Origin of the sequence: Pseudactinotalea sp. Z1739 (assembly GCF_049725055.1) — a bacterium.
GTDB lineage: Bacteria > Actinomycetota > Actinomycetes > Actinomycetales > Beutenbergiaceae > CALKWS01.
The window spans coordinates 1-14511 of record NZ_JBMPQA010000024.1 but is presented as its reverse complement, the minus strand read 5'-3'; the positions used below and the strand labels follow the sequence as shown (position 1 = coordinate 14511).

The following is a 14511-nucleotide window of genomic DNA, read 5'->3' as shown; positions in this document are numbered from 1 at the left end:
ATGACCCCAATCTCGTGTCGGCCGCTGGGCTGGTGCCGTTGATGGCCCTGGCCCGTAAAGCCGACCTGAGTGTTCTGGCGCAGGAGCGGTTAAGTATCGCTGGTGACAAGGGTGCCAATGCTGGTGCGAAGATCTCCTCGCTGGTGGCCGCGATGGCCGCCGGGGCGGACAGTATCGATGACATGGCCCTGTTACGTCATGGGGCGATGGGCAAGATCTTCACCCGCCCCTACGCGCCTTCGACCCTGGGGTCGTTCTTGCGGTCCTTCACCTTCGGGCACGTGCGCCAAGGCGATGCGATCGCCTCGCGGTTCCTGGGCAAGTTGGCCCAGCACGCCGACCTGCTCGGCGATGCCGCCGATACCGGGCCGGTGATGGTCGATATCGATGACACCATCATCGAAGTCCACGGCTATGCCAAGCAGGGCGCGGGGTTCGGCTACTCCGGGGTCCGCGGGCTGAACGCACTGCTGGCCACCGTCTCGGGCGCCTCCTTCTCCCCGGTGATCGCCGCCCAGCGGCTCCGCAAGGGCTCCACCGGCTCACCCCGCGGGGCCCAGCGACTGGCTACCGATACGTTGGCGCTGATCAAGCGCACCCATCTGGCCGGACGGGCAGTGCTGGTGCGCGGCGATGCGGCGTTCTACTCCCAAGAACTGGTGGCCGCCTGCCACAAGGCCGGAGCGCAGGTGTCGATCACAGTGCGGATGGACCCGGCGATCAAGCGCGCCATCGCCGCCATCGCCGAGTCGGCGTGGGAGACGATCAAGTACACCGAGGCGATCTTCGATGAGGCTACCGGCAAGTGGATCTCACGGGCTGAAGTTGCTGAGATCGACTACACCGCTTTCACTTCCAAGAAGAAGGCCCAGCACATCCCCGGGCGTCTGGTGGTGCGCCGCATCCCAGAATTGAACCCGAAGAAGGACACCGGGCAGGGCGCCCTGTTCGAAACGTGGCGCTTCCACGCCTTCTTCACCACCAGCAGCACCGACGAGCGCGACACTGTGGTTGCTGATCAGGTCCACCGGGCCCACGCGATCATCGAAAACGTCCACGCCGATCTGAAGGCCGGGCCGCTGGCGCACCTGCCCTCAGGGGTGTTCAACGCCAACGCCGCCTGGCTGGTCTGCGCGGTTATGGCCTTCAACCTCACCCGCGCCGCCGCCACGACCACCCGGGCCGCTGACCTGGCCCGGGCCCACACCGCCACGATCCGGCGCAAGTTGATCAACATCCCCGCCCGGGTGGCCTCCTCAGCCCGGCGCCTGCGACTACATCTGCCAACCAACTGGCCCTGGCACCAGGCCTGGACGAACCTTTACGACCACGTCCTGCCGGCCCGAGCACCATCCACCTGAGCGCCAACTCCTGCACCGACGACCAAGGAACCCCAAGTGGAAAAGCCGGACAGACCGGCGATTTACCCCTGCCCTTGCAGCGTTTCGAGCATCTCAGCCCAGATCAACTCGCCTTATCGCCCCATCGGTGGATCGAGGCTAAGCAGTGGCGTGGTTTCAGCCAGCAGCCGCTCGGAATGATTTGGCGTCTTGCGCAGCGCTGGGGCGTCCCGGCGGGCGATCTCCACCGGGACGACGGTTGGTCTGACTTCGGATAGGAGACCCTGCGCGTCATGCCGCGTCTGCGCGCCCTATTTGGGCCAGTCTGCTGTTGCGGTACGGCTGCTGACGGCTAGGACTGGCGCGGCGTTAGCGATGCTCCTGCAGACCGTTTCCACTCCGGTAGGTCCTAGCGAGCACTCCACAGTTGCCACGTTCGCCTGGTCGGCGCCTGTGCCGTACTGCATGTGGTGGATGGTGACGCGTCGCGCGTGCAGCACGGAGAGGACTTTGAGGAGACCCGCGGTGCGGTATCTCGGATTGAGGCGGACGACGAGCGTGTACCTCGGCTCTGGGTGGCGTGCCGGGGCGTTAGGTGACTTCACCGTGGGATTCCAAGGAGTTGATCAGGAGGAAGCGGGGCCTCATCCCGCTGAAGTCTGCGCGCGTCGAGTCTCCGAAGCGGCACTCCATGAGTGCGATTCTGGTCAGTGCGATCAGCGCTTCATGGCCAGGCATAGTGCGTGGCTCGCGAAGGGCACCGTGTCTTAGCCGAAAAGTGGGGGACTATCTGGTATCGGCGGAACGAGGTGTGGGTCGGGGGAATTCATGCGCTTGCGGCCTGAATGGGAACGTTCTGGGTCGCCGCAGGGCGAAGAACAGCGCGACGGAGTGCGAGGAAGAAGACGATCATTCCGGCGGTGATGAGCATGTGACCCAGGCCCGCGATGCCGGCGATCATGCTGCTCGACTCCTGGCCCAGGACGGTGAGGGATCCGTGCGCGATGAGCATCGCGGAGGTGAGGATCACTCCGGCGTTGTAGAGCCCGAAGAACCAGTCGAACAGTTTCTTGCTGTTGGAGATCGTGAATGCTTTCTCGAGGGTGAGGGCGATGAGCAGCACGATGGATCCGAGGGTGAGCAGGTGGGTGTGGGCGAGGCCGAGCTGGGTGAACTGGCCTTCGGGAAAGTCGTTGAGCTTGGTGAACTCGCGGTAGAACAGGCCGGAGCCGACGCCGACGAGCATGTAGGCGAACGAGGCGTAGAACAGCTTCTTCATGGGGTGGGGTCCTTCAGTTGGAGATGTCGTCGGGCGCTAGATGAGCCCGGTCTGTTGTGCCAGGTGAACGGCTCGGGAGCGGCTGTCGACGTTGAGCTTGGTGAAGATGTGGTTGAGGTGGCTCTTGACGGTGGCCTCGGTGACGAACAAGGCGCGGGAGATCTCCTTGTTCGTGGAGCCGGTGGCCAGGAGCTTGAGTACGTCGATCTCGCGCGCGGTGAGCCGGGGCAGCGGGTTGCGCATGCCGCGCAGCACGCGTGAGGCCAGGTCGGGCGCCAGGACCATGTCGCCGGCGGCTGCGCGCTGGATGCCGTCGATGATGACGTCGGGTGCGACGTCCTTGAGGAGGTAGCCCGCGGCGCCGGCTTCGATGGCACCGAGGATCTCGGCGTCCCGGTCGAAAGTCGTGAGGATGAGGACGGCTGGGGCCGGGTTGAGTGCGCGCAGGGCTGCGGTGCTCTCGATACCGTCGATCCCGGTTCCCAGTCGTAGGTCGCACAGGACGACGTCGGGGCGGAGGTGTGCGGCGAGGGTGATCGCCTCTTCGCCGGTGGCAGCCTCACCGACGATCTGCACGGCCTCCCCGTTGTCGAGGACGGCGCGCAGCCCGCTGCGGACGACCGGGTGGTCATCGACGAGCAGGACGGTGGTCGTCATGGCTTCTCCTGGACGGGGTGGATGGGTAGGTGCACTGAGATAGCGGTGCCCTCGCCGGTGGTGCTCTCGACGTCGAGGCCGCCGCCGAGCTCGCGCAGACGGGAACGCATGAACTGCAGCCCGTAGTTCGAGGAGGGCCCGCCGCCGCACTGTTCCCAGGCGGTGATGTCGAAGCCGGTGCCGTCGTCGATGATGTCGAGGCGCACGGAGTCCTCGGCGTCGATGAGGCTCATGACCACCTGGGAGGCCGAGGAGTGCAGGCGGACGTTGCCCAGGGCGGACTGCGCGGTGCGTAGCAGCGCGACCTCGACCTCGGTCGGCATGGTCGGCAACGTGTCATCGACATGGAGTTCAGCCTGAATCCCGGTCTCCTGGCGGAGTCGGTCGAGCATGCGCTGTAGCGCAGCGGCCAGCGCGTCCTCCTCCAGTTCGGCCGGTGTGAGGGCTGCGACAATCCTGCGCACGTCGGTGAGACTGTCCCCGGCAAGTGTCTCGACTTGGCTGAGCGTGCGCGTGACCAAGGAGTCCTCGGTGCGGTTGGCTTCTGCGTGGGCGAGCAGCCGGATCGAGGACAGCCCCTGGGCGACGGTGTCGTGGATGTCCCGGGAGATCCGAATCCGTTCGGCAATTGCTCCGGATTGGCGCTGGGCCAGGGCCAACTCGTCCTGCAACTCGGCCATCTCCCGCTGCGCACGCGTGAGCGAGGCGACGAGCTGCTCCCGCTCGGCCGCCTCATGCAGGAGCCGCAGGTAACCGCGGGAGATGCCGAAGGCAAAGATCCCGCCGATAAGCGGACCGAAGACGTCGGCGTAACTCGTCGTGCCGTAGTGGAGGATCGGGGCGGTCACGACGACGACGAAGACGACGAGGGAGAACACCAGGCCCCATCGGAGGGGCAGGAGGTGCCCGGCCAGCAGCCACAGCAGAAACGACAACCAGACGAACTCAGCCGACACGGCAACGGCGGCTGCCCACACGAGGGCGAACCCGATGAGCCACCCAAAGACCAGAGGCCAGGAGCGGACCTTGGACGGCAGGATCGTGCCGGCGACGTGCCAGACCAGGATCGCCACGCCCGCGCTGACCGCCGCCGCGGGCATGACTCCCACACCGATCGCGCGGATGACACCGATCACGGTCAGGACACCGGCAAAGAGGTGCTGGCCAACCTCCATGGCCCGCACGGTGCTCGGCGTGGGCGCCGATCCGGCCGGCTCAGTGCGCGACAGCGGTGAACTCACGAGACTCATGTGCCGATTCTCCGCTCAACTTGAGGTGGCCAGGCCACCAGATGCGCTCGCCCACGAGGCTGAAGATCGCTGGAACGATCACCGTACGGACAATGAGCGTGTCAACGAGCACTCCCAGCCCCACGATCAGCCCCAGCTGGCTGAGCGTCACCAGAGGCAACACTCCTAGCGCGGCGAAGACGGCCGCCAGGACGATCCCGGCACTGGTGATGACGCCACCGGTGTTGGCGACCGCCTCGACCATCCCAGCGCGGGTGCCGAGCCTCTCGGCCTCGGCTCGGGCACGGTGCACGAGGAAGATCGTGTAGTCGATCCCCAAAGCGACCAGGAACAGGAAGGCGAGCAGCGGGACCTGCAGGTCCAGTGCCGGCTGGTCGAACAGCGCCCGGCTCAGGAATGCTCCAGCGCCGATCGCGGCAACGGCGCTGACAAGGTTCACCACGAGCAGCAGCACGGGCGCAACGACGGACCGCAAGAGCATCACCAGGACCAAGAGGCACACCGCGAGCACCAGCGGCGCGACGAGCACGAGGTCCTGCTCATTGCCCACCCGGGCGTCCATGTCCTCGGCGACGGCTCCACCGACCAGGGCATCGGCGTCGGGCACACCGTGGACGGCCGCGCGCAGCGCCTCGACCTGGTCGAGGCTCTGGTCGGTGCCCGGCGTGTACGCGCTGGTCACCATGATGCTGGTCAGCCTCCCGTCGGCGGTCGTCCCGGCCGGGTGAGCCCGCACGACACCCTCCACGCCTTCGATCGCGGTGAGCACGTCGTCGGTGAGCTCGCTGTCGGTGACGACGAAGATCGGCTGGGCCTCACCAGGCGGGAAGTGCTCCGACAGGACCTCCAGGCCGGTGGCCGACTCGGACTGCACGCGGAACTTCTCGAACTGGTCCAGCCCGACCGATGTACCGAACAGGCCGGTGGCCATCACGGCTAGCAGCGCGAGAGCTGCCAACAGGCTCGTGCCCGGGCGCCGTACCACGTGCGAGGCCACTGCCCGCCACGCCCGGCCCTGCCGAGGAGTCGCGCCGGGACGGGGGATGAACGGCCAGAAGATCTTGCGGCCGAGAACTGCCAACAGAGGTGGGAGCGCGAACAATACGGCAGCCAACGCCATCAGCAGACCCATCGCGGCAGGGACGCCCAGCCCGCGGGTCATCGGGATCGCCGCCAGGACCAAGGTCAGCAAGGCGAGCACCACAGTGACGTTCGAGGCCAGGATCGCCGGCACGGTCTTGCGCCACGCCCTGCTCAGAGCCAACCGATGGTCCTGTGTTGTCAGGAGCTCCTCGCGGTAGCGAGAGATCAGGAGCAATGCGTAGTTCGTGCCGGCGCCGAACACCAGCACGCTGATGATGCCTCCGTCGAAGGCCAGGCCCCACGCGGAACCCGCCGCAGCGGTCAGCCGTCCGGCCAACCCATCGGCGATCGCGATCACGATCAGCGGAACAAGCCACAAGATGGGTGAGCGGTAGGTGACGATCAGGAGGATCGCCACGATGGCGATCGTCACCAGCAGGAGAGTGACGTCCGCTCCCTCGAACGCCGAGGCCACGTCCGCCCCGAAGGCCGGTCCGCCGGTCACCTGGAGAACCAGGCCACCCGGGGCCTCGGCGGCGATGTCGGAACGCAGTTCCTCGACGATCTGCGAGCCGTTCTCACCTACGGTGATCGGCACGACGATGACAGCGGCCTGTCCGTCTTCGCTCACCATCGGCCCGTTGGCCTCAGCACCGGCCGAAGAACTCAGGACGGGCACAAGGGACTCAAGGGACTCAACATCGGCTGCCGTCAGCACTCCGACGTCCGCGCGCGAGCCGACCACCAGGACGGACTGCACATCCGCGTCCGGGAATGTGGCCAGTAGTTCGCCCACCTGGTGTGACTCGGAGGCAACAGGCGCATGTGCAGTGCGCTGGGGAGCCTCTGCCCCACCGAACAGACCGAAGAGCGCCACCAGCACCACCACGACCACGCCGATACCGACCCGAGCCCCCCGACGCGAGGTCAACATGTCGGAGAGGCGGGAGCGAGCAAGGAAATCGGCCATGCCAACAACTACATCAGGCACGGCACGGGCAATCATCGGGGGCACGACCGAAGAAAAGATCAACCAAATGGTTGATACGGCCGATCACCTCAGGCTGCCAGGGTCACCGCTGACCATCCTGAATCGGGACGGTCGCCAGCGCAGGGCCGCCAGCATCACCCGGGTGCGCAGGCAGTTACGAGGTTTCTACGGGACCGCGTTCATCAAGGGGCGGGCACGGCCGACGGCTGCCCTCTCTGCTCGCGGTGCTTCCACTCCTCGGGGAGGTTTCGATGGGCACGTAACGGGGATATGAGGAAGACCGTCGCGGCGACGGTCATCAAGGACGGGGATAGCAGCAGCACCACACCGTAGGGCAGTGGGCTGGCCAGCAGCCCAGCGAGCAGGGCTCCCACCGGCATTGCTCCCAACGTGACGAAGCGGTTGGCCGACGAGACGCGACCCATCATGTCCGGTGGGGTGACCTCGGCGCGCAGGCCAGCTGCGCTGATGGAGGAGACAACCACGACCGACCCGAAGGAGAAGCTCGTAGCTGCGACGAAGACTGCGCCGGGCGCGGGAAGGACATACCCGAGCGGAAGGATGAGACCGGCCAGCGGCAGCAGCCAGTAACTGACCAGCATGGTGCGGATTGCGCCGAGCCGGTTCCGGATAGGCATCGCGATGAGCGATCCCAGGATGCCTCCGGTTGCACCGATAGACCCCGCCAGCGCATAGTTGCTCGCCGTGAGCCCGAAGTCGTCTAACGCGACGAGCACGATCAGGGTCGCAAAGACACCAGCGCCCGTATTGATCAGGGCATTGGTGACCATGAAGACCCGCAGGGCCGGATGGCGACGGATGAAGTTGAACCCGTCACCGATGGACTTGTGAAGGGGCGGGTGCCGCACGCCATTCTGCTGCGGTTCAGGCGCGCGGATGGACCAGGCAGCCGCCGCGGAGAGCACGCCGGTAACCGCGGTGATGACGTAGAGCAGCGGCGCAGCCATCCGCGTCAGGAGAGCCGCGGCCAACGCGGGGCCCACCACCTGCATGGTGGTGTCCGTGGACTGCAGACGGGCAATGGCCTCTGAGACGTTCGCCGGCCCAACGATCGTGGGCACGAACGCCGTCTGGGCCGTGTCGGAGAAAACCGAGGTGAAGCTGATGACCGCTGCCACCAGCATCAAGTGCTCGATGGTCAACCAATTGGCAATGTAAGCTACCGGGACGCTCAACGTCGCACCCGCTCGCAGTAGGTCAGCGGTGACCAGTACCGGGCGCTTCCTCCATCGGTCCACCCACACCCCAGCGGGCAGACCGATCATTAGATACGCACTCGTCCCGAGCGCGGTGATCAGTCCGACCTGCCAGGCGGCCGCCTCGAGGACGACCACCGCCGTCACCGACAGCGCAAGCGTGCCGAGCTGTCGTCCAACCTCCTGCGACACGTTCGAAAACCACAGCCGACGAAAGTCCCGGACCCGGTGGACCCCGCCACTCCTGTCTCTGCTCACCGAGGGCATGCTGACGTGTATAGCAGTGGCGCCTGCCCACCCAGGTGACCCGCCCACCGGTATGGCTGGGAGGATCGTTCAACAAGAGCGACGGCATGTTCTGCTCGTTCCTGTGGCCCAGCCGTGCCCATTGCTCGGCGACAGGTTCGGACGTCCTCGACGCCGAACTCCTCGGGGTCGACGCGCGCGTAAGCGACGGCAGTTGGGTAGCGACCAAGACGAGAGTGTCCGGTTCGGGATCGACAACTAGCACAGTTTGGTGCCACACTGGCACCATGAGGCGGATGAACTTGCGAGACGTGCCTGAGGATGTGTATGCGGCGCTAGTTCGGGCGGCCGAGGCCAACCGACAGTCGCTGTCGGCGTTCGTCGTCGAGCGGCTTGCAGAAGTCGCGAGGGTGACGCGCCTCGACGACTACGTCGCGTCGTATCAGCCCCCTGAGGGTAGCGGTGTGACCATCGAGGACGCGGCCGCCGCGGTGCGGGAGGTGCGCGAGGCATCATGACCCTTGCCGTTGTCGACGCTTCCGCCCTGGTCGCCTTCTATGCGGCCGACGATCCGCGACGGGAGGCAGTTGCGGCTCGGCTGGCGGCTGGTGACGCGCTGTTCGCACCGGCTCACTTAGACGCCGAGATCGTGTCAGCACTGCGCGGCCTGAGCCGGCCGAATACCACCCTGCGGGCGTCCGTCCCGGCGGCGTTGCGGCATCTGGCGGGCTTCCCCATTCGGCGGATGCCGCTCGCACCGCTGCTACAGCGAATCTGGGAGTTGCGCGAAAACCTCACCGCTTACGACGCGGCGTACGTTGCCCTAGCCGAGCGGCTGGACGGCAATCTCATTACCTGTGACAGGAAGTTTGCCGGGGCAAGCGGACCGCGCTGCTCGTTTCAGCTGATCACCTGACTGCTCGTCTCGATGGTCGATCCTTCATCGGGATGCCGCTCTCGTGGCTGGCTTCGAGGGAAACTCGCTTGACGGCGTCCCGCGAGGGTGTCCGGAGCGGGACGCCGTCAAGGTGAACGTTCAGCCTCGTGCCGACGCGTCCGCGAGTCTCGGCCTTGGCTGCCAGCCGTTGGCGTTGGATGGCGCGATAGACGGTAGAGCGGCCGACACCGAAAAGTTCGGCGACCTCGAGAGTGCTGTACTCGCCGCTGTGCACCAGCGACACCAGATGCGCTTCCTGCTTTCGGCTGAGTTTGGGCTGCTTGCCCTTCAGCCGACCCTTGGCTTTGGCGACCTTCATGCCCTCGACCGTGCGCAGCCGGATCAGGTCGGACTCGAACTCCGCGACCATGGCGAGCACGTTGAACAGGAGACGACCGACTGAGTCGGTCGGGTCGTAGACCGAGCCGCCGAGCGAGAGGCTGATCTGTCGGGCGGTCAACTCCTCCGCGATCGCCCGCGCATCGGGCAGGGACCGGGCCAGGCGGTCGAGTTTCGTGACCACCAGGGTGTCCCCAGCCCGGCACGCGGCAAGGGCCTCGCGCAGTCCAGGGCGTTCTCGGTTGGTGCCGGTCAGACCGTGATCGACGTAGATGCGTTCGAGCTCGACGCCGAGGCTGAGCAGGGCATCGCGTTGCGCGGTGAGGTCTTGCTGATCGGTGGAGCATCGGGCATACCCGACAAGTAGTGCGCTCATGGCGCACCTCCCTAAGGGATCGGCCCGGCCGCGCCACCGAATGTGGTCGGCTCGGGCGTCGGGCAGAGCCCGACACCACCAGCGACTACCTTTCCTACTCGGTGTGCAAGTGCCTCGTTAGTCGGGTGCGTCCGACACGGCCCGCAACCAAGGGGACTCATAGCCAGTGGTGCCTCTTGAACACGGCGTACAGGACCGCACCGAGAGCGACCATCCCGAGCAGGGCGAGGGGGTAGCCGTAGGCCCAATCGAGCTCTGGCATGTGGTGGAAGTTCATGCCGTAGATGGTGCCGACCAGGGTGGGGGCGAGGAGGATCGCCCCCCATGAGGAGATCCGTTTGACCTGCTCGCTTTGTTGGTAGGTGGCCTCGGTGACTCGACGCGTCTCTTCGCTCTGCTGCTGGGCCACCAGGGTGGCGTTGACCGCCAGGGCGTTCTGCAGCAGGCTCCGAAACGCGTCGGCACGTTCAACCACATGCAACGTGTGGTCATGGACGTCACGAAGCCGGTGACGCAGTTCCACGTCCACGTCGTCATTGACGAAACTCTGCTCGAGCCCTTCGAGCATGCCCACCAGGGGGTGGGTGGCGCGCTGGAAAGCCATGACCTCACGGGAGAGTTCGTAGATTCGGCGTGAGACCGCCGGGTCGCTGTCGAAGAGCTCGTCCTCGATCTCGTCGATGTCGTTCTCCAGGCCGACCACCACCGGGCCGTACTGGTCCACGACCTCGTCCAGGATCGCGTAGAGCACCGCCTCGGGACCGAGACGGAGAATGTCCGGGTCGGTCTCGAGCCGGTGCCTGACCCGGTCGAGATCAGGTGCCGCCTGTCGCCTGACGGTGACGACGAGACCAGGACGGGTGAATACGTGCAGTTCACTGAACTCGACCTGTTCGACATCCTCGAGGTATCGAGCAGGGTGCAGCACCGTGAACAGGGTGTGGCCGTATCTTTCCAGTTTGGGCCGTTGGTGCGCCTTGTCGGTGTCCTCCGCGACCAACCCATGCAGGCCGAACTCGCCCGCGATGACGCTGACCTCCTGGGAGGTGGGCCGGTAGAGCTCCACCCAGGCCATGCCACCATGTTGATGAAGCAGTTCGAGGGTCTGCTCCAGGCTGTCCGGTGTGGCGACCGGTAGGCCGTCGACGTAGATGGCGCTGGCGATCACGCTCATGAGTGCCCTCGTCCCAGGTGCCGTCGGCTGTTCAGCCCCATGGCGACCGCGTACTGCTCGGCGATGTGGCCGAGCCCTCCGATGCCGGAGATCAGCACCCATCCTCCGGGCTTGGTGTCTGTCACCTTTAAGCCCTTGTAGCCGGTCATCGTCGCTCCTCTCGGGTCCCGGGGCCCGATCGGGTCCCGGAGCACCGATGTCGGCACGACGCCAGTGAACCACGGTCGACGGCCCTGCGAGCAGGACCGTGGCCCATACCTGCGCTCTACGCCGATGGCGGCGCGCCCGCGCGCCGGGATTACCGGCGACGTCTGCATGTCCAAGGACTTTAGTCGGTTGCGTCCGCGCGCCCGCGGAGGAGAGTGGGAGTGACCGAGGAGTCCAGTGAACACTCTGACCGAGCCAACGGCCTACCGGCACCACACAACGCTCGACCTCAAGGAGGACCGGGGTGGCTGTGGTGCTCGTGCAGGTCAGCTTTCTGTACGAGAGGAGCACACCGACCATGGATGTCACCATCGTCTACGAATCTGCCTGGGGGAACACCAAGGCAGTCGCTGAGGCGGTTGCCGTCGGCGTGACTACTCAAGCCGGCGTCAACGTCACAGTCCTCGACGTCGGTGCGGCACCGCCCGCCGACGCCCTGGACACCCACCTTCTCGTCGTCGGCGCCCCTACACACGCTTTCGGCCTGAGCCGCCCGCAGACCCGCGAGGACGCCGCCCGACGCGGAGGCCACCCGGGCGACGCCGGGCTGCGGGAATGGATCGAGGCGGCCGGCAAGATCCGGCCGCCTGTGGCGGCCTTCGACACCCACGTCCGCCACCCCAACCTGCCGGGCGCCGCGAGCAAGAAGGCCGCCAAGCTGCTCCGTCGGCACGGCGCCACGCTCCTCGTCGAACCCGAGAGCTTCTACGTCCACGGGTACGAGGGGCCGCTCCTTGCCGATGAGATCGACCGCGCCCGGTCCTGGGGCACCGACCTCGCCGACCGGCTAGCGGAGGGGGCGTCCCAGGTGCACTGACGCAGCCGCCCACGCCCATACATCCGGCATTGAACTACCCGCCGGTTCAGTTGGAGCAGGTGGGCCACGATGGCCTCGGCACGTGGCCGTGGTCGTGGGTGACATGATGCTCGGCGGCGCCGCACTCAACACCGCAACTTCGATGACAGGTACAGACCTATGACGACGGACTAGGGCCAAAGGAACCGACGACATACCAAAGGCCATGGGCTGGCTGCAGTTGTGACACCAGGTTCGAGACACACGGGACTTGCGCGAAGTGTCGGCTCAGGGGCCCAGCGCCGATATCGGAATGACATGGACTCCGTCAGGGCGCCTTCCGGCGTACCCGGTGCTAGTGATGACACCCAGTGCTCCTGGTGCGCCGTGTTTGCTGACGTCAATCTTCGACGCGAAGTGGAGCAGGCTCGCGGCTGCTTCGTCGACAGCAGTGGGGCTCATCTTGACCTCGAACGCCGCCCACCTGTCACCAGGGAGACTGACGACCGCGTCGACCTCGTTGCCGTCAGAGTCCCGCCATGCACCGATCGTGCCAGCCAGTGGCTGGGTGTAGATGCGCAGATCCCTCATAACGAGGGACTCGAAGTGGAAACCAGTGGCCCTGAGATCTGCGAGAAGTTCAGCACTTCCGATCCCCAATGCAGCCAGCCCTACCGAAGGGTCGACGAAATAACGAATAGGCGCTGCGCGAAGCCGGGTCCGAGAGCGCATATGCGGGCGCCAACTCTCAGCATTCTCGGTCAAATGGAGCCGCTCCAAGGCATCCAGATATGCATACAGACTGTCTCGTGCGATTGGCCCCTCAGGGCCTCCAACGTCCTTCGCCAACTCGGTGACCTTGACGGCCTGCCCGGCGGAACGAGCAAGTGCGGCCATGAGGCGGTTGATGTTGCGGGGGTCACGGCGGGCACCGAGCGCGTGGATGTCGACCTCTGCGATCTGGGTGAGATAGTCGCGCAGCCACGAGCGGGCCTCGTGCTCATCGGCATCCATCAGGCTCGGCCAGCCGCCTATCACGATTGCCGAATCAGATCCTCGAAGTTGAGGGCCGCGCCCGACCCCGTCTGGGTGTGGCCGTTGAGCAAGTTGCGCATGGAGACATCGCCACTGGAGTGCCCCGACTCGAACAGGCTCATCGGGCGCATTCGGAGTGTGCCTATGCGGCCGGCGCCGGAGTGGCGCTTGGCGTCGTCCTTCGGAGTGGCCGATCCAGTGAGGATGTAGAGCCCTCGCTGGCCGCGGTCGTCGACGTTCCGGCGGACACGGTTCCAGATTGCCGGCTCAACTTGCCACTCATCGAAGAGGATTGGGGTGGGCTGGTCGAACAGTTGGTCGGGTGCCAGCGTCAGGGCCATCCGGGCTGACTCATCCTCATCTAATCGCACTGTGGACTTGGCGATGCGCAACGCCGTGGCCGTCTTACCGCACGCCTTCGGCCCCTCGATCAGAACTGCGCCGATGCCGTTCATGCGGTCGGCAAGTTCGCAGAGCCTCTAGTTGTACCCAGCCAGGACGTTGGTGACACTCGCCGGCTTGGTTCGTTGACGTGAGGAGGACCTCCGGGTGAGGTGTGGCTTGTCGACAGTCCACATCTACTTCCCGGAGGTCCTCATGTCCCACCGTAATGCCCGCCTGACCGTCCACGGCCGCCGGTTGGTGGTCCAGCGAGTGCGCGAGGAAGGGTGGGCGGTGGCCCATGCTGCCAAGGCGATGGGGATCTCTCGTCAGTGTGCCCACCGCTGGCTCAAGCGCTACGACGCCTACGGCCCAGATGGTCTGGCCGAGCGCTCCAGCCGCCCCCATCACAGCCCACGAGCAATCCCGGCCCGGGTGGCCGAGCAGATCCTGGCCTGTCGAGGCAAGTACCGTCGCGGGCCAGACTGGATCGGCGCCGAACTGGGCGTGCCGGCCCGTACCGTGGCCAGGGTGCTGCGCCGGGCGCAGGTGCCCTACCTGCGGGAGTTGGACCCGATGACCGGTGAGCAGATCCGCGCCTCCAAGGCCACCGCGACCCGATATGAGCGCGACCGGCCCGGGGAGCTGGTCCACGTGGATGTGAAGAAACTGGGCAAGATCCCCCACGGTGGCGGCTGGCGCGCCCACGGGCGAGCCGCTGCGAACAAGACCAAGGACAAGACCCGGCGCATCGGCTATGACTATGTCCACTCCATGGTCGATGACCACACCCGCCTGGCCTACTCCGAGATCCACGACGATGAGAAAGCCACCACCTGCGCCGCTTTCCTGGCCCGGGCGGCAGACTACTTCGCCGCCATGGGCATCGTGGGGATCGAGCGGGTGATGACTGACAACGCCTTCGCCTACCGCCACGGCCGTGCCTTCATCGACGCGGTCGCTGACCTCGGGGCGGTGCAGAAGTTCATCCGACCCCACTGCCCCTGGCAAAACGGCAAGGTGGAGCGGTTCAACCGCACCCTGCAGACCGAGTGGGCCTACCGCCACCTCTTCACCAGCAACCAGGCCCGCCGCAACGCCCTTGCGCCCTGGCTGCACACCTACAACACTGAACGCCGCCACAGCGCACTCGGCGGCCTACCCCCGATCAGCCGAGTGTCACCAACGTCCTGGCTGGGTACA

At 66.1% G+C, this 14511-nt stretch carries 13 protein-coding genes and 2 pseudogenes; 5 read left to right on the top strand and 10 right to left on the bottom strand.

What is annotated here, in order from left to right:
- Positions 1-1361 (top strand): IS1380 family transposase (locus tag ACO0LV_RS18335; protein WP_424787592.1); only part of this gene is annotated, 1361 nt, incomplete at its 5' end.
- 805 nt (positions 1362-2166) lie between these two features.
- On the opposite strand, the gene ACO0LV_RS18330 is transcribed toward ACO0LV_RS18335, so the two are convergent.
- The 5 genes from ACO0LV_RS18330 to ACO0LV_RS18310 all read right to left on the bottom strand — a co-directional run bounded on the left by ACO0LV_RS18330 (position 2167) and on the right by ACO0LV_RS18310 (position 8075).
- Positions 2167-2619 carry a DUF2871 domain-containing protein gene (locus ACO0LV_RS18330; protein WP_424789361.1) on the bottom strand — a complete coding sequence of 151 codons (453 nt, stop codon included), beginning with the start codon at positions 2617-2619 and terminating at the stop codon, positions 2167-2169.
- A gap of 36 nt (positions 2620-2655) precedes the next feature.
- Entirely contained in the window at positions 2656-3276 is a 621-nt protein-coding gene (locus tag ACO0LV_RS18325) for a response regulator (RefSeq protein ID WP_424789360.1), read from the bottom strand.
- Positions 3273-4526 carry a sensor histidine kinase gene (locus ACO0LV_RS18320; RefSeq protein WP_424789359.1) on the bottom strand — a complete coding sequence of 418 codons (1254 nt, stop codon included), beginning with the start codon at positions 4524-4526 and terminating at the stop codon, positions 3273-3275. Before ACO0LV_RS18320 ends, ACO0LV_RS18325 begins: the two co-directional genes overlap by 4 nt.
- Positions 4492-6579 carry an MMPL family transporter gene (locus ACO0LV_RS18315; RefSeq protein ID WP_424789358.1) on the bottom strand — a complete coding sequence of 696 codons (2088 nt, stop codon included), beginning with the start codon at positions 6577-6579 and terminating at the stop codon, positions 4492-4494. Before ACO0LV_RS18315 ends, ACO0LV_RS18320 begins: the two co-directional genes overlap by 35 nt.
- Before the next feature lie 203 nt (positions 6580-6782).
- A complete protein-coding gene (locus tag ACO0LV_RS18310; protein WP_424789357.1) occupies positions 6783-8075 on the bottom strand; it encodes an MFS transporter in 1293 nt (430 codons plus the stop codon).
- Positions 8076-8350: 275 nt separating this feature from the next.
- On the opposite strand from ACO0LV_RS18310, the gene ACO0LV_RS18305 reads away from it, so the two are divergent.
- Both ACO0LV_RS18305 and ACO0LV_RS18300 read left to right on the top strand, forming a co-directional pair.
- The gene (locus ACO0LV_RS18305; RefSeq protein WP_424789356.1) at positions 8351-8581 is read left to right on the top strand and encodes a DUF1778 domain-containing protein; all 231 of its coding nucleotides are present in this window, start codon (positions 8351-8353) and stop codon (positions 8579-8581) included.
- The gene (locus ACO0LV_RS18300; protein WP_424789355.1) at positions 8578-8979 is read left to right on the top strand and encodes a type II toxin-antitoxin system VapC family toxin; all 402 of its coding nucleotides are present in this window, start codon (positions 8578-8580) and stop codon (positions 8977-8979) included. The genes ACO0LV_RS18305 and ACO0LV_RS18300 overlap by 4 nt, the downstream gene beginning before the upstream one ends.
- 166 nt (positions 8980-9145) lie before the next feature.
- On the opposite strand, the pseudogene ACO0LV_RS18295 reads toward ACO0LV_RS18300, so the two are convergent.
- The 3 genes and pseudogenes from ACO0LV_RS18295 to ACO0LV_RS18285 all read right to left on the bottom strand — a co-directional run.
- A pseudogene (locus ACO0LV_RS18295) lies at positions 9146-9715 on the bottom strand (recombinase family protein); the annotation flags it as partial.
- Between the two features lie 157 nt (positions 9716-9872).
- The gene (locus ACO0LV_RS18290; RefSeq protein WP_424789354.1) at positions 9873-10889 is read right to left on the bottom strand and encodes a magnesium and cobalt transport protein CorA; all 1017 of its coding nucleotides are present in this window, start codon (positions 10887-10889) and stop codon (positions 9873-9875) included.
- 32 nt (positions 10890-10921) lie between these two features.
- Positions 10922-11038, bottom strand: a pseudogene (locus tag ACO0LV_RS18285) (zinc-dependent alcohol dehydrogenase); the annotation flags it as partial.
- Between the two features lie 302 nt (positions 11039-11340).
- Between ACO0LV_RS18285 and ACO0LV_RS18280 the strand changes: the two are divergent.
- Positions 11341-11913 (top strand): flavodoxin family protein, encoded by a 573-nt coding sequence (locus tag ACO0LV_RS18280; protein WP_424789353.1) that lies wholly within the window; start codon positions 11341-11343, stop codon positions 11911-11913.
- A gap of 267 nt (positions 11914-12180) precedes the next feature.
- Here the strand turns inward: ACO0LV_RS18280 and ACO0LV_RS18275 are convergent, their stop codons facing one another.
- Together ACO0LV_RS18275 and ACO0LV_RS18270 are read right to left on the bottom strand one after the other, a co-directional pair.
- Positions 12181-12906: an ATP-binding protein gene (locus tag ACO0LV_RS18275; protein ID WP_424789352.1), complete on the bottom strand. Its 726-nt coding sequence runs from the start codon at positions 12904-12906 to the stop codon at positions 12181-12183.
- A gap of 20 nt (positions 12907-12926) precedes the next feature.
- The gene (locus ACO0LV_RS18270; RefSeq protein ID WP_424789351.1) at positions 12927-13382 is read right to left on the bottom strand and encodes an AAA family ATPase; all 456 of its coding nucleotides are present in this window, start codon (positions 13380-13382) and stop codon (positions 12927-12929) included.
- 142 nt (positions 13383-13524) lie between these two features.
- On the opposite strand from ACO0LV_RS18270, the gene ACO0LV_RS18265 reads away from it, so the two are divergent.
- Positions 13525-14511: IS481 family transposase (locus tag ACO0LV_RS18265; protein ID WP_424788533.1), on the top strand; the 987-nt coding region annotated here is incomplete at its 3' end.